The organism is Deinococcus terrestris (genome assembly GCF_009377345.1).
Lineage (GTDB): Bacteria > Deinococcota > Deinococci > Deinococcales > Deinococcaceae > Deinococcus > Deinococcus terrestris.
Window position 1 is genome coordinate 925,819 of sequence record NZ_WBSL01000001.1, and the last position, 17,079, is coordinate 942,897.

General features: G+C 68.7%; 16 protein-coding genes. 11 read left to right on the forward strand and 5 right to left on the reverse strand.

From position 1 onward, the window contains the following. Positions 1–17 precede the first annotated feature (17 nt). On the forward strand, positions 18–989 hold the full coding sequence (locus F8S09_RS04605) for an ABC transporter substrate-binding protein (protein WP_322618525.1): 972 nt from the start codon (positions 18–20) through the stop codon (positions 987–989). Between the two features lie 9 nt (positions 990–998). Here F8S09_RS04605 and F8S09_RS04610 read toward each other — a convergent pair whose 3' ends face one another. Then, positions 999–1,355 carry a hypothetical protein gene (locus tag F8S09_RS04610; protein ID WP_152869293.1) on the reverse strand — a complete coding sequence of 119 codons (357 nt, stop codon included), beginning with the start codon at positions 1,353–1,355 and terminating at the stop codon, positions 999–1,001. A 147-nt stretch (positions 1,356–1,502) separates the two neighbouring features. Between F8S09_RS04610 and F8S09_RS04615 the strand changes: the two genes are divergently transcribed. From F8S09_RS04615 to treY, 4 genes are all read left to right on the forward strand, one after another. Next, complete coding sequence (locus tag F8S09_RS04615; protein WP_152869295.1) at positions 1,503–2,219, forward strand: hypothetical protein; 717 nt, start codon at positions 1,503–1,505, stop codon at positions 2,217–2,219. 184 nt (positions 2,220–2,403) lie between these two features. Further along, positions 2,404–4,539, forward strand: coding sequence for a glycogen debranching protein GlgX (gene glgX / locus F8S09_RS04620; RefSeq protein ID WP_152869297.1), 2,136 nt, complete (start codon positions 2,404–2,406; stop codon positions 4,537–4,539). Between the two features lie 160 nt (positions 4,540–4,699). Continuing rightward, positions 4,700–6,499 (forward strand): malto-oligosyltrehalose trehalohydrolase, encoded by a 1,800-nt coding sequence (gene treZ / locus F8S09_RS04625; protein WP_152869299.1) that lies wholly within the window; start codon positions 4,700–4,702, stop codon positions 6,497–6,499. Then, positions 6,496–9,327 (forward strand): malto-oligosyltrehalose synthase, encoded by a 2,832-nt coding sequence (gene treY, locus F8S09_RS04630; RefSeq protein ID WP_152869302.1) that lies wholly within the window; start codon positions 6,496–6,498, stop codon positions 9,325–9,327. Before treZ ends, treY begins: the two co-directional genes overlap by 4 nt. A gap of 4 nt (positions 9,328–9,331) precedes the next feature. Here the strand turns inward: treY and F8S09_RS04635 are convergent, their stop codons facing one another. Continuing rightward, positions 9,332–9,703 (reverse strand): hypothetical protein, encoded by a 372-nt coding sequence (locus F8S09_RS04635; RefSeq protein WP_152869304.1) that lies wholly within the window; start codon positions 9,701–9,703, stop codon positions 9,332–9,334. 120 nt (positions 9,704–9,823) lie between these two features. Between F8S09_RS04635 and F8S09_RS04640 the strand changes: the two genes are divergently transcribed. Continuing rightward, complete coding sequence (locus F8S09_RS04640; RefSeq protein ID WP_152869306.1) at positions 9,824–10,510, forward strand: Bax inhibitor-1/YccA family protein; 687 nt, start codon at positions 9,824–9,826, stop codon at positions 10,508–10,510. 66 nt (positions 10,511–10,576) lie between these two features. Here F8S09_RS04640 and treS read toward each other — a convergent pair whose 3' ends face one another. Then, positions 10,577–12,253, reverse strand: a complete 1,677-nt coding sequence (gene treS, locus F8S09_RS04645; protein ID WP_152869308.1) for a maltose alpha-D-glucosyltransferase — start codon at positions 12,251–12,253, stop codon at positions 10,577–10,579. A gap of 90 nt (positions 12,254–12,343) precedes the next feature. Here treS and F8S09_RS04650 point away from each other — a divergent pair, with 90 nt between their 5' ends. The 3 genes from F8S09_RS04650 to F8S09_RS04660 all read left to right on the forward strand — a co-directional run bounded on the left by F8S09_RS04650 (position 12,344) and on the right by F8S09_RS04660 (position 15,026). Then, positions 12,344–13,255, forward strand: coding sequence for a metal ABC transporter solute-binding protein, Zn/Mn family (locus F8S09_RS04650; RefSeq protein WP_152869310.1), 912 nt, complete (start codon positions 12,344–12,346; stop codon positions 13,253–13,255). 132 nt (positions 13,256–13,387) lie between these two features. Next, positions 13,388–14,110 carry a metal ABC transporter ATP-binding protein gene (locus tag F8S09_RS04655; protein WP_152869312.1) on the forward strand — a complete coding sequence of 241 codons (723 nt, stop codon included), beginning with the start codon at positions 13,388–13,390 and terminating at the stop codon, positions 14,108–14,110. Positions 14,111–14,216: 106 nt separating this feature from the next. Further along, positions 14,217–15,026 (forward strand): metal ABC transporter permease, encoded by an 810-nt coding sequence (locus F8S09_RS04660; RefSeq protein WP_152869314.1) that lies wholly within the window; start codon positions 14,217–14,219, stop codon positions 15,024–15,026. 10 nt (positions 15,027–15,036) lie between these two features. On the opposite strand, the gene F8S09_RS04665 is transcribed toward F8S09_RS04660, so the two are convergent. Together F8S09_RS04665 and F8S09_RS04670 are read right to left on the reverse strand one after the other, a co-directional pair. Further along, positions 15,037–15,729: an HNH endonuclease gene (locus F8S09_RS04665; protein WP_152869316.1), complete on the reverse strand. Its 693-nt coding sequence runs from the start codon at positions 15,727–15,729 to the stop codon at positions 15,037–15,039. Between the two features lie 80 nt (positions 15,730–15,809). Further along, the gene (locus F8S09_RS04670) at positions 15,810–16,430 is read right to left on the reverse strand and encodes a nitroreductase family protein (RefSeq protein ID WP_152869318.1); all 621 of its coding nucleotides are present in this window, start codon (positions 16,428–16,430) and stop codon (positions 15,810–15,812) included. An 88-nt stretch (positions 16,431–16,518) separates the two neighbouring features. Between F8S09_RS04670 and F8S09_RS04675 the strand changes: the two genes are divergently transcribed. Together F8S09_RS04675 and F8S09_RS04680 are read left to right on the forward strand one after the other, a co-directional pair. After that, positions 16,519–16,863, forward strand: a complete 345-nt coding sequence (locus F8S09_RS04675; protein ID WP_152869320.1) for a winged helix-turn-helix transcriptional regulator — start codon at positions 16,519–16,521, stop codon at positions 16,861–16,863. Further along, entirely contained in the window at positions 16,860–17,066 is a 207-nt protein-coding gene (locus tag F8S09_RS04680) for a hypothetical protein (protein ID WP_322618526.1), read from the forward strand. Before F8S09_RS04675 ends, F8S09_RS04680 begins: the two co-directional genes overlap by 4 nt. Positions 17,067–17,079: the final 13 nt, after the last annotated feature.

The window sequence follows — 17,079 nt, forward strand, 5'->3', positions numbered from 1 at the left end:
CTGCTATGCTTTGTTTTGTGAAGCGGACGATTCTTTCTCTTACTGCCCTGGTGCTGCTGGGCAGCGCGGGCGCACAGCAGGTTAAGGAACTGCGCCTCGGGGTGTTTCCCAATGTGACGCACGCCGCCGGACTGGTCGGCGTGCAGCGCGGCCTTTTCCAGAAGGAACTCGGCAATGTCAAGCTGGTCGTCAAGGAGTTCGCCAACGGCTCGCAGGTCAACGAAGCCTTTGCGGCGGGCGCCATCGACGCCGCCTACGTCGGCCCCGGCCCGGCCATGAACGCCTTTATGCGCGGCGTGCCAATTCAGGTGTACGCGGGCGCGGCGAACGCGGGCGCGGTGCTGGTGGGCCGTAAGGACAGCGGCATCCGCAACGTCAAGGCCCTGAAGGGTAAGAAGGTCGCCGTGCCCACGCGCGGCAGCACGCAGGACATCAGCCTGCGGCACCTGCTGCACGAAAACGGTCTCAAGGCCACCGACGAGGGCGGCAACGTGACCATCGTGCCCATCGACCCGGCGAACATGCCCGCCGCCTTCGCCACCAAGCAGGTGGACGCCGCGCTCGTGCAAGAACCCTGGGGCGCGATCATGGAGTCGCAGGGGGCCAAGCTGATCGCCAACGAGAAGGCGATCTGGGAGGGCGGCAACTACACCACCACCGTCCTCGTGGTGAATACCAAGTTCGCCTCGCAGAACCCCGAAGTCGTCAAGGACCTGCTGCGCGGACACCTCGGCGCCATCAACTTCATCAAGAAGAGCAACGCCGGGGCGCAGAAGTCCATCGCGGACCAGATTCAGGCCTTTACCGGCAAGCGGCCGGGCACCGCCGACCTGTTCAAGGCGCTCGCCCGCACGAAGGTCACCTGGGACATCAACCTCAAGACCCTGGCCGAGTACGCGCAGCTCAACAAGGAAGCGGGCTTCGCGCGGGACGTGCCGGACCTGAACAAGTTCGTGAACCTCAGCGTGATTCGCGGGCTGGCGAAGTAACGGGTCAATTCAGCAAAGAAGTCGGGACGGGGCGAGCCATGCCCCGTCCCTGACCTTTGGGGGGAGTGAGCGCGGCTCCTCGACCGGGCCGTCCGGCGTGAACAGCGAGGTGTTCTCCACCGGGGCCTCGCTTTCCTCCTCCACAACCTCGTCCAGGGGCCTGCCCACGTCCTCCCCGGTCGCCTCGATCCGCAGCGCGTCACTGGGCGCTAGGCCCTCCAGGCAGTTTTCCCTCACGGTCCAGAAGATGTCGCCGCGCACCTGGTTGTGCGCGTAGCGTTTGGCGTCCAGCAGGCTGCCGAACTCGCGCTGGAAGTGTTCAGCGGCCGAGTTGCTCCGGATCTCGATGGTCAGGTGATAGGGCATGGGGCCTCCTTTCTTCCTGCATGGTGTCACCTGCGGGAAACCGGAGCGTGTGCCGCCGCCCGGACCTTCAGCGTGACGCCAGGAAGGGCGGGCGGAGCGGCTGGACCCTGGGGCTGCCCGCCGGGGGCTGGCCGCTACACTACCCCCATGACCGGACCCAGAAAAGGCTCCAGGGGCCGACCGCCCAAACGCACGGCCGCGCAGGGACGCGGCGGCATTACCCGCGACACCAGCCGCCCCGCCCGTGAGCCGGGAAGCCAGGAAGAGAAACAAAGCGCCGGGGAACGTCCCCGCAGCCAGGGCCAGTCCCAGGGCCGGGGCGCCCTGTCCGGCACCAATCCGGCCCGCCGCAAGCCCGGCGAACGCGGGGAGGGACGGGGAGGCAGCGAGCGGCCTTTCCAGCCGGGTCCAGGGCGCAAGGCTCCACCCAAGGTCACGCGGGGGGAGGGCGCGGGCGGCGGCAAGAAGGCCCTGCCAGACCTCAAGCGGGTGCAGCTCGACGCGCCGGACCCCGGCACGACCTTCCGCGACCGCGACGGCGAGCGCCTGACCTTTGCCGACAGCGCCCTCAAGCGGGTGGCCGCCCAGATCCTGACCGACAGGAACAAGGCGTGGCGCTACCGGGCCTTTCCCTTTCCCCTCTTCACCGACCGGGGCACCGAGCAGTCCTTTTACTTCGACTTCTATATCTACGACGCCGAGGACTCGGTCATCCGGCTGATTCTGGTGATCCCCTTCGAGTCGCGCGAGGTCTGGGACCGGGTGGGGCGCTTCAAGCGGCAATATCCGATGTACCGCTACGAGCTGTGGACACCGGAGAAGCTGGCGCAACTGGGGCGGCCACGGGCACAGCTCGGGTTCTGAACCGTCCCCCCGGCGAAGTGTCTTCAGGCGTCAGAGCGCCGTGAGAGCGATCTGGTAACGTTTCCAACTATGGGCGGCGACCTCGCGGCAGCGGGCCTGACCGGGCCAGCGCGGGGCCGCCGCCGCCTCTGACTTCCGCGCACTACACCGGGCCTTTCCCAGCCCGTGGAGGACCCCAGCACCCATGACCATCACCGATCTTCCCACCACCCAACCCGCCCTGCTGCGGCCCGGCAGCCCCTACCCCCTGGGCGCGACCTGGGACGGTAAGGGCACCAATTTCGCCCTGTATTCCGAGAACGCGGCCGAGGTGGAACTGTGCCTCTTCGACGAATCGGGCCAGGAGACGCGCGTGCCGTTGACCGAGCAGACGGCCTTCGTGTGGCACGGCTACCTGCCGGGCGTGGGGCCGGGCCAGCGCTACGGCTACCGCGTCCACGGCGAGTACGCGCCTGAAAAGGGTCTGCGCTTCAACCCCAACGTGGTGCTGCTCGACCCCTATGCCAAGGCGCTTGACGGGGTGGAGCAGCACGACCGGGGCATCCTGGGCTATCAGGGCGGGGACGACCTCACCATGCAGACGGGGGAGCAGCGCGGCGCCCCGCTGGGCATCGTCATCGATCCCCTGTTCAACTGGGTGGGCGACCAGAAGCCGAACGTGCCCTTTCACCAGTCGGTGATCTACGAGGCGCACGTGCGCGGCCTGACCATGACGCACCCCGACGTGCCCGAGGCGCTGCGCGGCACCTACGCGGGCGTGGCGACCGAGCCGGTGCTGCGTTACCTGCGCGACCTCGGCATCACGGCGATCGAGTTTCTGCCTGTGCACCAGCATGTGGACGACGGTTTCTTGCTGGGCAAGGGCCTGAGCAACTACTGGGGCTACTCCACCCTGAACTTCTTCGCGCCGGAGGTCCGCTACTCGGCGGCGGCGCGGCGCGGGGACCCGGCGGGCGCGGTGCCCGAGTTCAAGAACATGGTCCGGGCGCTGCACGACGCGGGGATCGAGGTTATTCTCGACGTGGTGTACAACCACACCGCCGAGGGCAACCACATGGGGCCGACGATGAGCTTCAAGGGCATCGACAACCCCACCTATTACCGGCTGGTGGCCGACAACCCGCGCTTCTACTTCGACTACACCGGCACGGGCAACAGCCTGAACGTGCGGCACCCGCAGACCCTGCAACTCATCATGGATTCGCTGCGCTACTGGGTCACCGAGATGCACGTGGACGGCTTCCGCTTCGACCTCGCCTCCACACTGGCGCGGGGGCTGCACGAGGTGGACCAGCTCTCGGGCTTTTTCACCATCATCCACCAGGACCCGGTGATCTCGCAGGTGAAACTCATCGCCGAGCCGTGGGACGTGGGCGAGGGCGGCTATCAGGTCGGCAACTTCCCGGTGAACTGGGCCGAGTGGAACGGCATCTACCGGGACGACATGCGGGCCTTCTGGAAGGGCGAGGGCGGGCTGGCCTCCGAGATCGGCTACCGCCTGACCGGGAGCAGCGACCTCTACCAGCGCGACGGGCGCAAGCCGTACGCCTCCATCAACTTCGTGACCGCCCACGACGGCTTTACCCTGCGCGACTCGGTGACTTACGAGCAGAAGCACAACGATGCCAACGGCGAGGGCAACCAGGACGGGCACAACCACAACCTCACCTGGAACTGCGGGGTGGAGGGCGAGACCGACGACCCGGCCATCACCGCCCTACGCTCGCAGCAGCAGCGCAACTTCCTGGCGACCCTGCTGCTGGGGCAGGGCACCCCGATGATTCTGGGCGGCGACGAGATCGGACGCACCCAGCGGGGCAACAACAACGCCTACTGCCAGGACAACCCTGTCAGTTGGTACGACTGGCAGAACATTGACGCCGACCTACTGGCCTTTACCCGACGCTTGATCGCGCTGCGTAAGGCGCACCCCGCCCTGCACCGCCGCAAGTTCTTCTCGGGCCGCACCATCCGGGGCGAGGACGTGCGCGACATCGTGTGGCTGCGCTTCGACGGGGCCGAGATGAGCGACGAGGACTGGAACAACCCCCAGACCCAGTCTCTGGGCATGTTTCTCGACGGCGACGGCCTCGACGACGTGGACGCCGAGGGCCGCCCGCTGAAGGACGACGACCTGCTGCTGCTGTTCTCGGCCTCGCACATCGACCTGCCCTTCCGGTTGCCGGACTTCGACGGGTGCCCGGCGTGGCAGTTGCTCCTCGACACCACCGACGACGGGGCGCACGAATTGCGGCCTGCCGGAAGCGAGACCACCCTCAAGGCCCGCAGCGTCAAGCTCTACCGCTGCACGCGGGAGTAAGGGCGCCCCGCCGGAGGTTCAGGGCTGGCCTGAACCTCCGGCCTGCCCGTGGTCCGTTCCCCCGAAGGCTTTACCCTCCCTTCATCGGGGGTCTATGACGCACGCCTACCCTGACCCGTTCGCTGCTCGCCCCAGGGGGGAGCGGCCTGAAAGGAGTGTCATGCGTTCAACCCTTCCCAGTGCCTCCGTGGGGGCGCTGTCTTCCCCGCCCGCGCCCCGTCTGGGGGCCGAACTGCTGCCCGGCGGCGCGGGCACCCGCTTCCGCGTCTGGACGACCACCGCGCAGGCGGTTGCCGTGCGCGTGAATGGCACCGACCACCCCATGCAGGCCCTCGGCGACGGTATTCACGAACTGACGCTCCCCGTCGGCCCCGGCACCCGCTACAAGTTCGTGCTGGACGGGCAGGCCTGGCCTGACCCCTATGCCCGCTTCCTGCCCGACGGGGTGCACGGCGAGGCAGAAGTCGTGGACCCCGGCGCTTACGCCTGGCAAAACACCGACTGGCAGGGCCTCCCCCTCTCCGAGTGCGTGTTCTACGAGCTGCACGTGGGCACCTTCACCCCGGAAGGCACTTATCGGGCGGCGATGGAGCGACTGCCCGAATTAGTGGAACTGGGCGTGACGGCCCTTCAGGTTATGCCGCTCGCCGCCTTTCCCGGCTCGCGGGGGTGGGGCTACGACGGGGTGGCGCTGTACGCCCCCTACGCTCCCTACGGCCGCCCCGAGGACCTCAAGGCCTTTGTGGACGCCGCGCACGGGCATGGACTGGCGGTCTTTCTGGACGCCGTGTACAACCACTTCGGGCCGGACGGCAATTACCTCGGCGTCTACAGCCCGCAGTATTTTACCGAGCGCTTTCACACCCCCTGGGGCGCGGGGCTGGACTACGCCGAGCCTCACATGCGCCGCCTGATCACCGGCAACGCGCGGATGTGGCTGCATGAATACCGCTTCGACGGCCTGCGGCTGGACGCCACCCAGGAGATGCAGGACGACTCCCCGGTCCACATCCTGCGCGAGCTGGCCGACCGCATTCACGAACTGGGCGGCACGAAGGAACTGCTCGCCGAGGACTACCGCAACCTGCCGGAGCTGGTCACCGAGCACCACCTCGACGGCATGTGGGTGGACGACTTCCACCACGTCATGCGTGTAACGCTCACCGGGGACCGCGACGGGTACTACCAGCACTACCAGGGCGGGCCGGAGGCGCTCGCCCAGGTCATCAACCGGGGCTGGGTGTACGAAGGCCAGCATTGGGCCGAGTGGAACGCCCCGCGCGGCCAGCCCGCCGACGCGCTGGAGGCCCCCTCGTTCGTCTACTTCATCCAGAACCACGACCAGATCGGCAACCGGGCGGTGGGCGACCGCGTGCACCACCTGGAGCGCGTGACGCCTGCGATGTACCGGGGCTCGTCCGCCCTGCTGCTCACCCTGCCCATGACCCCGCTGCTCTTCCAGGGGCAGGAGTGGGCCGCGTCCAGCCCCTTCCCCTTCTTCAGCGACCACCACGGCGAGCTGGGGCGGCTGGTGTCCGAAGGCCGCAAGCGCGAGTTCGGCCACTTCGAGGGCTTCTCCGGCGAGAACGTGCTGGACCCGCAAGCGGAGGAGACGTTCCGACTTGCCAAGCTCGACTGGGATGAGCGGGGGACGGACGAACATGCCCGGACGCTGGAGCTGTACCGCACCCTGCTGCGCCTGCGCCGCGAGGACCCAGTGCTGCGGAACCGCGAGCGCCGCACGCTGACGGCGGGGCACACCGGGGATGTGGTCTGGGTGCGCCGGGTGACGGACGTGGGCGAGCGGGTGCTGCTGTGGAACGTGGGCCGGGAGGCGATGAGCGTCGAGAGTCTGCCCCTCCCCTTCCCCCTTCCGCCCCGCCCCATCCTCCACTCGGAGGGCCGCGCCGACCTCGGGCTGGAGCGCGGCGAGGCCCTGCTGCTAGGGTCGGAAGGATGACCGACGGCGCCACCCCCCACGTTCCGTCCTCGACCTATCGCCTCCAGCTTCACTCCGGCTTTGACTTCGCCGCCGCCCGCCGCCTGCTGCCGTACCTCGCACGGCTTGGCGTGACGGACGTGTACCTCTCGCCGATCTGGACAAGTGCGCCGGGGTCTACCCACGGCTACGACGTGACCGACCACGCCGAGGTGAATCCAGCCCTGGGCGGCGAGGCGGGACTGCGGCGGCTCTCGGCGCGGGCGAAGGAACTCGGGCTGGGCCTGATCGTGGATTTCGTGCCCAACCACATGGGGATCGCGGGCGGCCACAACCCCTACTGGGAGGACGTGCTGACCCACGGGCAGGCCAGCCGTTACGCGCATTTTTTTGACATCTCGTGGCAGCCGCTCAAGCGGGCGCTGGAGAACAAAGTGCTGCTGCCGGTGCTGGGCGAGCAATACGGCCGGATTCTGGAGCGCGGCGAACTCGTGCTGAACCGCGAGGGCGGCGTCTTCTTCCTGACCTACTGGGAGCGCCGCTTGCCGATCTCGCCGCGCACACTGGCGGGGCCGCTGACGGCGCTGGCGGCGGAGCTGGTGGGCACGCTCCCGGCGGCCGACCATGCCGAACTCGCCTCGGTCGCGCGGGCGGCGGCGAACCTGCCCGTCTCGACGAGTACCGACCTCACCGACGCCGACCGCCTTGCACGGGCGCAGGAGTCGGAGGTCATCACCCGGCGGCTGGGGGCGCTGGCCGAGACTTCGCGCCCGGTGCGAGCGGCGCTAGACCGGATGGTGGCGGACATGAACGCCGACCCCGCCCGCCTCGACGCCCTGATTCAGGACCAGAACTACCGCCTCGCCTCGTGGCGGGTGGCGTCCGAGCAGATCAACTACCGCCGCTTTTTCGACATCAACGACCTCGCGGCGCTGCGGATGGAAGACCCCCGCGTCTTCGAGTGGGCACACGCCAAGCTGTTTGAACTGATCGGGGACGGGGTGCTTCAAGGCGTGCGGCTGGACCACACCGACGGCCTCTATGACCCCGCCGGGTACTTCGTGGCCCTGCAACGGGGGGCGGCACGGGCGCTGGGGCGCGACTGGGAACCGGGCGAGGCGCTGCCCCTGTACGTCGTGGCCGAGAAGATTCTGGAACCCGGCGAGAAGTTGCCGGAGGACTGGGCCATTCACGGGACGACCGGGTACGACTTCCTCGCGCAATTGAACGGCACCTTCGTGGACGGGGCGAACGAGGAGGAGGTCACGGCAATCTACCGCCGCTTCACCGGGGACCGGGACTCTTACGGCGACCACCTTTACCGGGGCAAGCACCTGATTCAGCGCGTCTCGCTGCCCGGCGAGGTCAACGTGCTCGCCGAGCATCTGGAGCGGCTGGCCGAGGCCGACCTGCGCTTCCGCGACTTCACCCTCAGCGGGCTGCGCGAGGTCATCCGCGAGACCATCGCGTCCTTTCCGGTCTACCGCACCTACGTCCGCGAGGGGGGCGAGCGCGAGCCCGGCGACGACGCCAAGATTGAACACGCCATCCGCGACGCCAAGGCGCACCGGGCGGCGGCCGGGCGCGACCTGGACCCCAGCCTCTTTGACTTCTTGGAGGCGGTCCTCAAGCTGGACGCCCCCGACGAGGCCACCCGCGAACGCTACGCGGGCTTCGCGCTGAAGTTTCAGCAGCTCACCGGCCCGGTCACGGCGAAGGGCGCCGAGGACACCGCTTTCTACCGCTACGCGCGGCTGCTCTCGCTAAACGAGGTGGGCGGCGACCCGGCGCTGTTCGGCACCCCTCCCAGGGCCTTTCACCGGGACGCGCAGGCCCGCGCCGAGCGGTGGCCCCACGCGATGCTCGCCACGTCCACCCACGACACCAAACGCGGCGAGGACACCCGCGCCCGTATCTCGGTCCTCTCCGAGCTACCGCAGACGTGGGCCGCGTACCTCAGCGGCTGGTCAGGCCTGCTGCGCGGCTCCGAGGTGGAGACGGCGACGGGCCGCGCCCCCTCCGCGCTCGACACCTACACCTTCCTCCAGAACGCGCTGGGCGCCTATCCGCTGGACGGGCGGCTGGAGGGCTTCCCCGACCGCCTGGCCGACTACGCCCTTAAAGCCGCCCGCGAGGCCAAGCTGCGGACGAGCTGGGCGGCGGGGGACGCCGAGTACGAGGAGGCCCTGACGGGGATGGTGCGCGGGCTGCTCGCCGACGAACGCTTCTCGCGGGACCTCGCGGAGTTGCACCGCCGCATCAGCCCGTATGGGGCACAAAACGGCCTCTCGGCGGCCCTCGTGCGCCTGACCGCCCCCGGCGTGCCCGACACCTACCAGGGAGCCGAGGGCTGGAACCAGAGCCTCGTGGACCCCGACAACCGCCGCCCGGTGGACTACGGTTGGCGCACCCGGACGCTGGCCCGCATCGAGAAGCGCCACGCCGAGGACCCCGCCCGCCTCGCCAGCGACCTTCTCGCCCGCTACGAGGATGGCGGCGTCAAGCTGCTGGTGACCTGGGCGGCCCTGCAAGCCCGCCGCGCCCACCCGGAGCTGTTCAACCAGGGAAGCTACCGCCCCATTGAGGCCGGGAAATACCTCCTCGCCTTCGCCCGCGAGCATGGGGACGAGGTGGCGGTCACCGTCGCCCCCCGCCTGACCTACACGCTCACCCGCGAGAAGACCCCCTGGGCGCTGGGCGAGGTCTGGGGCAACCGCCAGCTCACCCTGCCGCGCCCCGGCACCTACCGCAACGTGCTGACGGGCGAGCGCCTGCGCGTGCGCGGCGAGAAGGTGCCCGTGGCGAAGGTGCTGGAGACGTTTCCGCTGGCGCTGCTGGTGAGGGAATAGGCGGTCAGGGGGACGGTGGGCACCCGCGCGAGGGCACCTGCAAGTCCACGCGGGTCGCGCCCCGGAAGGTGACCACCGTTCCCTGCGTGAGCTTCCCACTCACACACCCTGGATTCAGGGCACGCGACCCGACCCGCACGCTTCCGCCTCGGAAGCGGAGGCTGTAGCTGACCGTCCGCCGCGCCGTCAGTGTCCCACTGACCCAGGAGGCGGTGAAGGAATGGGTGCCGCCCTGATTCCTTTCCACCGAGAGCAGCGAACTGTAGCTGCCCCACCGGACGGCCGGGCCAGTCGAGGTCGCGCCAAGCGCCGCCGGGCCGATCAGCCATAGACCAACCAGACCCAGGACAAGGAGGGAAGTGGGCAGGTGTCTCATGGGGCCTCCGGAGGACGGGAGGGGTGAGGGGCGGGGCCTTCAGCGTACCCCTCCGATGAGAAGGAACAGGCCCCAGATGTGCCGGAACCTTTTTACCCCCCACCCCGTATCCTGCCTTGTATGCAACTGACTGCAACCCGGACGGAAAATCTGGTTCGCACCTTCATGGCGCGGACGTACTCGTGGATGGCGGCGGGCCTCGCGCTTACGGCGGGCGTCGCCTACCTGACGGCCCAAAACGAGGTGCTCGCCGCGCAGGTCTTCGGCTGGCGCTGGGGCCTGATCATCGCGCAGCTCGTGATCGTGTTCGCGCTGAGCGGGCTGGCGCACCGCATGAACAGCGCAGTCGCGGGGATGCTCTTTATCGCCTACGCCGCGCTGACGGGCCTGACCTTCAGCTCGCTGCTGGTCGCCTATGATCCCTCGGCGGTGACGGCGGCCTTCCTGACCACGGCGGGCACCTTCGGCGCGATGAGCGTGGCGGGCTTCGTGATCAAGAAGGACCTCAGCGCGATGGGCCGCTTCTTCCTCTTCGCGGTGCTGGGCCTGTTCATCGCCATGATCGTCAACCTGTTCGTGGCGAGCAGTGCGCTGACCCTGGGCATCAGCATCGTGGGCGTGCTGCTGTTTGCGGGACTGACCGCCTACGACACCCAGATGCTGCGCAACCTGGCGCTGAGCGGCATTCAGGGCGAGATGGCCGAGCGGGCGGCGATCAATGGGGCACTCGCGCTGTACCTCGACTTCGTGAACATGTTCCTGTTTATCCTGCGCCTGTTCGGCTTCGCGGGCAGCAGCAACGACTGAGCGCCCAGCAAGACAGAAGGCCCCGGCAGATGCTGAGGCCTTCTTCTGTGGCCGGCGGCTGGCTGCCTACCTCACGCCCGTCAGCTTCAGCCAGTAGTACTCGTGCTTGCCCATCAGCACCGGGTACGGCTCCTCTCCCACCGCTGGAAAGTGGCTGCCGCCCGCCAGGGTCACGGGCACGCGGCCCACGTGCGCGGAGAGGTCCAGCGAGGCAGCCTGGGCACTTCCGGCGAAATTGGAGAGGATCAGCAGCGTCTCCCCGTCGTACTGGCGGGTAAACGCGAGAATGGCCGGATTGCCCGTCTCAACGAAGGTGAGGTCGCCGTGCGCGAAGGTCGGGTGGGCGCGGCGCAGGTCGAGCTGGCGTGAGAGCCATTTCAAGAGGCTGCCGGGGTCCTGCTCCTGCGCGGCCACGTTGACGCGCCCGTAGCCGTACACCGGATCCTGGATAGGCGGGTAGAAGCACTGGTCGGGCAGGGCGGTGGAAAAGCCGCCGCTGATCCCCGCGTTCCACTGCATCGGCGTACGGACCCCGTTGCGGTCGGAGAGGGTCAGGTTGTCGCCCATGCCGATCTCGTCGCCGTAATACAGAATCGGGCTGCCGGGCAGGGCCAGCAGAACCGCGTGCAGCAGCTCGATGCGGCGGCGGTCGTTGTCGAGCAGCGGGGCGAGGCGGCGGCGGATGCCCACGTTGATCTTCATGCGGTGGTCGGGCGCGTAGGCCGCGTACATGAAGGCCCGCTCGTCGTCGGTCACCATCTCCAGCGTCAGCTCGTCGTGGTTGCGCAGGAAGGTCGCCCACTGCCCGAAGGAGGGCACGTCGGGCAGGCGGCCCATGATCTCGCGGATGGAGGTCGTGTCCCCACGGGCCAGGCTCATGTACAGCCGGGGCATCACCGGGAAGTTGAAGCACATGTGGAACTCGGGGTCGGCCTCGCCGCCGAAGTACTCCACCACGTCCTCGGGCCACTGGTTGGCCTCCGCGAGCAGCAGGCGACCGGGATACTCCTCATCCACGACCCGGCGAAGCTGGCGCAGGATCGCGTGCGTCTCGGGGAGGTTCTCGCAGTTCGTGCCCTCGCGCTCGATCAGATAGGGCACCGCGTCCACCCGGAAACCGTCGAGCCCCAGGTCCAGCCAGAAGCGCAGCGCCGAGAGCAGTTCCTCCACCACGCGCGGATTGTCGAAATTGAGGTCCGGCTGGCTGGAAAAGAAGCGGTGCCAGTAGTACCGGCCGCACCCCTCGTCCAGGGTCCAGTTGCTCGTCTCGGTGTCGGTGAAGATGATGCGGGCATCCGCGTACTCGGTGCCCGTGTCGCTCCAGACATAATAGTCGTGGTACTCGTTGGGGCTGCCGTCGGGCAGGGTAGGGCCGCGCCGCGCCGCCTGAAACCAGGGGTGGTCGGAGGAGGTGTGGTTGGTCACGAGGTCCCCGATCACCCGCAGGCCCCGTGCGTGCGCCTCGCGCAGGAAGACCTTGAAGTCCTCCAGCGTGCCCAGGTCGGGGTGGATGCCCAGGTAGTCGGCCACGTCGTAGCCGTCGTCGCGCAGGGGGCTGGGGTACCACGGCAGCAGCCACAGGCAGTCCACGCCCAGGGCCTTGAGGTAGTCCAGCCGTCCGGTCAGGCCGGGAAAGTCGCCCTTGCCGTCGCCGTTGCCGTCCGCGAAGGTGCGGACCGAGAGTTCGTAGAAGACGGCGCTCTTGTACCACTCGGGTGGGGAGGAAGGCTGGGCCTGCGTCATGCCCGGCAGTGTACGGGGCCGGGTGGAAGCGGTGCCAGGGGGCAGTCTCCTCATCCGGCCCATCCGCCTTTTTGATAAACGTAAATCATTATGCGCTTGACCTCCCGCCTGGTGCCCACCCTCCTCCTCTGCGCCGCCGCGTCCGCCCAGGCTGCCCCTATTGCCGTGAGCGCGACGACGAGCATCGTGGGCGATTTCGTGAAGGCGGTCGGCGGCACGCGGGTCAGCGTGCATGTGGTTGTTCCGGCGGGAAGCGACACGCACAGCTTTCAGCCGAGCACGGCGGCCATTCGGCGGCTGGCGGGAAGCCGTGCCCTGTTCGCCAACGGGGCGGGGCTGGAGCCGTGGTTGCCGAAGCTGAAGGCGGCGGCGCCGAAGGTGCCCGTGACCGAACTGACACGCGGCCTGAAGCTGCGCGAGATGGGCCAAGCGGGGGGGGAGGACCACGGCCACGACGACCACGGTCCCCTCGACCCCCACGCCTGGTGGGACGCGGGCCTCGCCGCCGGGTACGTGCGGAACGTGCAGTCGGCCTTGACGCGGCTGGACCCGGCGGGGAAAGCAACCTACACGAAGAATGCGGCGGCGTACCTGCGTCAGCTCAGCGCGGCCGACGCTTACGCCAAAAAACAGTTCGCCACCGTCCCCGCTGCCCGCCGCCGCATCGTGACCAACCATGACAGCCTGGGCTACCTTGCCCGGCACTACGGGCTGACGGTGGTGGGGACCGTTCTCCCCGGCGGCGGCACCGAGCGCGAACCGAGCGCCCGCGAGCTTGCCGCGCTGGTGTCGGCTGTGAAGAAGAGCGGCGCCCGCGTGATCTTCACCGAGGCCGCGCTCAACACCCGCCTCGCGCAGACCCTGGCCCGCGAGACGGGCGCGAAGGTGGCCCCGCCCCTCTACACCGACACCCTGGGGCCGAAGGGCAGCCGGGGCGAGACGTTCCTGAAGGCGCTGCGGCACAACGTGGACGTGATGGTGCGGGCGCTGAGGGGCACGTAGCTAGCAATTCGAGGTGTCAAGAGGTCGAGGAGTGGCTGTTTTTCCTTCTCGACCCCCCGACTTCTGGACCCCTCGACCTCCTTTTTGATTCCGCCCTCGCAATATCACCCCGCGACCCGCTATGCTGGCCCGATGCTCGGCGTGGACAACCTGACAGTGCGCTACGGCACCCATACGGCGCTGGAGGGGGCGACCGTGCGCTTTGAGGCGGGGCAGTTCAGCGCCGTGATCGGGCCGAACGGGGCTGGCAAGAGCACGCTGCTTAAAGTGCTGGCGGGCCTGCTGCCCGACCCCCAGGGCAGCGTGCACTTCGACCCCGGCCACACGCCGCGGCAGTGCGTGTCCTACGTGCCACAGCAGCAGACGCTGGACTGGGCCTTTCCGGTCACGGTCTGGGACGTGGCGATGATGGGCCGCACCGGGCGGCTGGGCTGGCTGCGCTGGCCGGGGGGCAAGGACCGCCAGAAGGTGGCGGCGGCGCTGGAAGAAACGGGCGTGTATGACCTGCGCCACCGCCACATCGGGGCCCTGTCGGGCGGGCAGCGCCAGCGGGTGCTGCTCGCGCGGATGCTGGCGCGGGAAGGGCACCTGCTGCTGCTCGACGAGCCGCTCACGGGGGTGGACCCCGCCACCCAGGAGGGGCTGATGGCCCTGCTGCGCCGCCAGGCCGACCGGGGCCGCGCGGTCGTGATGGTGACCCATGATCTCGACCAGGCGCGGCGCTGGTGCGACCACCTCGTCCTGGTCAACCGCCGCATCGTCGCGGACGGCACCCCGGACGAGGTCTACACCCCGCACAACATCGAGGCGACCTTCAGCGTGAGCCACCTCGGGCACACGCACGCGGAGGCGTGATGGGAGCCTGGCCGCGCCCAGCCGCTGAGGGGGCAAGGGAGCGGGAAGCCCTTTCTCGCCTCCCCATCCCCCCGACTCCCCGACCCTCCCCGGCAGGCGCCCCCTGATGGAGTGGCTCACCGACCCCCTGCAATTTGACTTCTTCGTCCGGGCGCTCGCGGCGGTCATGATTGTCAGCGTGCTGTGTGCGCTCGTGGGCGCGTGGGTGGTGCTGCGGGGGCTGAGCTATATCGGGGACGCGATGAGCCACGCGGTGCTGCCGGGGCTGGTCGGGGCGCTGCTGGCGGGGGGCAACCTGCTGATCGGCGCCCTGGTCGCCGCCGTGCTAACTGCGCTGGGCATCGGGGCGGTGGGGCAGCGGTCGGGCCTCAAGCAGGACAGCGCCATCGGGATCGTGTTTGTGGGGATGTTCGCGCTCGGCGTGGTGATGCTCTCCAGGGCGCCGACCTTTGCCACCGACCTCAGCACCTTCTTGATTGGCAACCCGCTGGGCGTGACTCCGGCCGACCTGTGGAGTGCGCTGGGCGTGACGGCGCTGGTCGCGCTGGTGCTGGGGGCCTTTCACAAGGAGTTGCTGCTGGCTTCCTTCGACCCTACCGAGGCCCGCGCCATCGGGCTGCCGGTGGGGCGGTTGGGGCACCTGCTCTTGATCGTGATCGGGCTGGTCGTGGTGCTGACGGTGCAACTGGTGGGCACCACCCTGAGCGTGAGCCTGCTGGTGACCTCCAGCGCCGCCGCCCGGCTGCTGGCCCGCAGCCTGAAGAAGATGATGGTGCTCGCGGCTGGGCTGGGCATCCTGGGCGGAGTGACCGGGCTGTACCTCAGCTACTACCTGGACACGGCGGCGGGCGCGACCATCGTGCTGGTGAACACGGCGATCTTCGTACTGGCGCTGCTCTTCCGGCGCAGAGAGTAAAGGGGCAGACTTAGCCGATGCGCCCACTCTTCTCGCGGTTGTGGCGGGCACACAGCAGTTGCACGTTCTCGGGGGTCAGGCTGGTGCCCCCGCGCGACCACGGCAGGACATGGTCGAACTGAAGGTCGTCGGTCGCTCCGCACTCGACGCACTGGCCGCCGTCCCGCTGCCACACGGCCAGCTTGACCCAGCCGGGAATCACTCGGCGGCGCTCGGGGTGGGCGGGAACGGGGGTGGCGGCGTCCTCCTCGCCCGGCACCGCCTCCAACCGGAAGACAAAGACGTAGCGGGTGCCGTCGTGCTCCTGCGCGGCGCTGGTCAGGTGAAAGACGCCGTTAGAGGCCCAGATGCCGGGGCGCAGCTTCTCGTAGACGCGGACCCGTTCGGGGGGCACTTCCCCGCGCTCTGCGGCCCGCGCTGCCTCGAAAAAGAGGCCATTCTGGGTGAGCCTGCCGCCCGGCGTCCGCAGGGGCTGGTCCACCGTCTTGGGGTCGAGGCCACCCGCCTTGGTGCGGGGCGCGTCGTGGCCTTCGTAACGCAGCACCGTGCCGTCCTCGCTGAGCTGGTCGCGGTAGGGAGCATCCGGCTGCACAGACATCAGCAGGACGCTATGCCCTCCGCGCACCCGGAAGTTCATGCCGCGCTGAAGGGACACGCCCTCGCGCAGACACATCTCCAGGTGGCTCATCACGCGGGCGGGCATGGGGTTACGCTACCAGGTCCGGGGGCCGTCCCCACCAAAGAAGACCGCCCCCCGGAGGGAGCGGCTGATCGCTGAAGGCTTCAGTAGAACTTGGTGATGCGCTCGACCGAGTGGCGGTGGTGGGGGAAGCCTTCCTCGGCCCGCTTGCCGATGGGCAGCATTCCGGCGAACTGCACGTGCTCGGGCAGGCCCAGCAGCTCGCGCACCTTGTCAGGCTGGAAGCCCAGCATGGGCACGGTGTCGTAGCCCTTGCCACGGGCGGCCAGCATCAGGAACGAGAAGGCGATGTAGGCCTGGGTCAGCGCCCACTGGCCGCGCTGCACGGTGTCCTGGGCCTCGAACTGTCCCCGCAGTCCGGCGGCGCGGGTCGTGATCTGCTCCTCACCCATGCCGGGGTGAATGGTCTCCTCGGCGCTGGCCAGGGTGTCTTCCATATCGCTGTAGACGACGATCACGGCGGGGGCATTGGTGACCTGGGTCTGGCCGTAAGCGACTTCCTGAAGCTTGGCCTGGAGTTCGGGGTTCTGAATCACCGCGAAGCGCCACGTCTGCACGTTGTTGGCGCTGGGCGCGAGGCTGGCGAGGCGCAGGATCTCGCGCAGGTCGTTCTGGTCCATCGGCTCGGGCACGAACTTGCGGATGCTGCGGCGGCTCTCGATGGCTTCGGTCACGGTCAGGGGGCGGGTCAGGGTCGCGGTCATAGGTAAATGATATTCCCAACTGCTTTGGAAAGTCAAGCGGTGTGAGTTTCGTCCCGATTGGCGGCGCGGGAACGTGTACAGTTGGGGCATGAGCACCGCACACCCAGGCTTCTGCCCGGTCTACCGGGCCATCGGCGTGTTGCAGGAAAAGTGGGTGCTGCACATCGTCCGGGCGCTGCTGGGCGGCGAGAAGGGCTTCAACGAACTCGCGCGGGCGGTGGGCGGCTGCAACAGCGCCACCCTGACGCAGCGGCTGGAGCACCTCGAACACCTTCAACTCATCGCCAAGCGCACCGAGGACTCGCCGGGTAAACTCGCCCGCAGCGTCTACACCCTGACCCCCGCCGGGCGCGAGCTGCAAAGCGTCATTGACGCCATCGACGGTTGGGCGCGGCTGCACCTCGGCGCCGCCGACGTGGCGACCCCCGCGTGACGGCTGTTCTGATCTTTATCGTCCTGCCGCTGAGCCTGATCGTGCTGTCCCGCTTTATCCGGCCTGTTCAGCGCGACCCCCGCCACGGGGACGCGTTCGGCGAGTCGCTCGCGGCGGGCGGGATGTTCGGCGGGCATGGGCTGGAGCCAGACGAGCGGGCCGTGCGCGAGGACACCGAGCCGGTCCGGTTCAAGCTGGACTGACCTTACTCCCCTA

Bases quoted from the DNA above. Each gene is read 5' to 3' on its own strand.
- F8S09_RS04610 (WP_152869293.1), bottom strand. From the start codon at position 1,355: ATGCCCTATCACCTGACCATCGAGATCCGGAGCAACTCGGCCGCTGAA.
- F8S09_RS04615 (WP_152869295.1), top strand. From the start codon at position 1,503: ATGACCGGACCCAGAAAAGGCTCCAGGGGCCGACCGCCCAAACGCACG.
- glgX (WP_152869297.1), top strand. From the start codon at position 2,404: ATGACCATCACCGATCTTCCCACCACCCAACCCGCCCTGCTGCGGCCC.
- treZ (WP_152869299.1), top strand. From the start codon at position 4,700: ATGCGTTCAACCCTTCCCAGTGCCTCCGTGGGGGCGCTGTCTTCCCCG.
- treY (WP_152869302.1), top strand. From the start codon at position 6,496: ATGACCGACGGCGCCACCCCCCACGTTCCGTCCTCGACCTATCGCCTC.
- F8S09_RS04635 (WP_152869304.1), bottom strand. From the start codon at position 9,703: ATGAGACACCTGCCCACTTCCCTCCTTGTCCTGGGTCTGGTTGGTCTA.
- F8S09_RS04640 (WP_152869306.1), top strand. From the start codon at position 9,824: ATGCAACTGACTGCAACCCGGACGGAAAATCTGGTTCGCACCTTCATG.
- treS (WP_152869308.1), bottom strand. From the start codon at position 12,253: ATGACGCAGGCCCAGCCTTCCTCCCCACCCGAGTGGTACAAGAGCGCC.
- F8S09_RS04650 (WP_152869310.1), top strand. From the start codon at position 12,344: ATGCGCTTGACCTCCCGCCTGGTGCCCACCCTCCTCCTCTGCGCCGCC.
- F8S09_RS04655 (WP_152869312.1), top strand. From the start codon at position 13,388: ATGCTCGGCGTGGACAACCTGACAGTGCGCTACGGCACCCATACGGCG.
- F8S09_RS04660 (WP_152869314.1), top strand. From the start codon at position 14,217: ATGGAGTGGCTCACCGACCCCCTGCAATTTGACTTCTTCGTCCGGGCG.
- F8S09_RS04665 (WP_152869316.1), bottom strand. From the start codon at position 15,729: ATGCCCGCCCGCGTGATGAGCCACCTGGAGATGTGTCTGCGCGAGGGC.
- F8S09_RS04670 (WP_152869318.1), bottom strand. From the start codon at position 16,430: ATGACCGCGACCCTGACCCGCCCCCTGACCGTGACCGAAGCCATCGAG.
- F8S09_RS04675 (WP_152869320.1), top strand. From the start codon at position 16,519: ATGAGCACCGCACACCCAGGCTTCTGCCCGGTCTACCGGGCCATCGGC.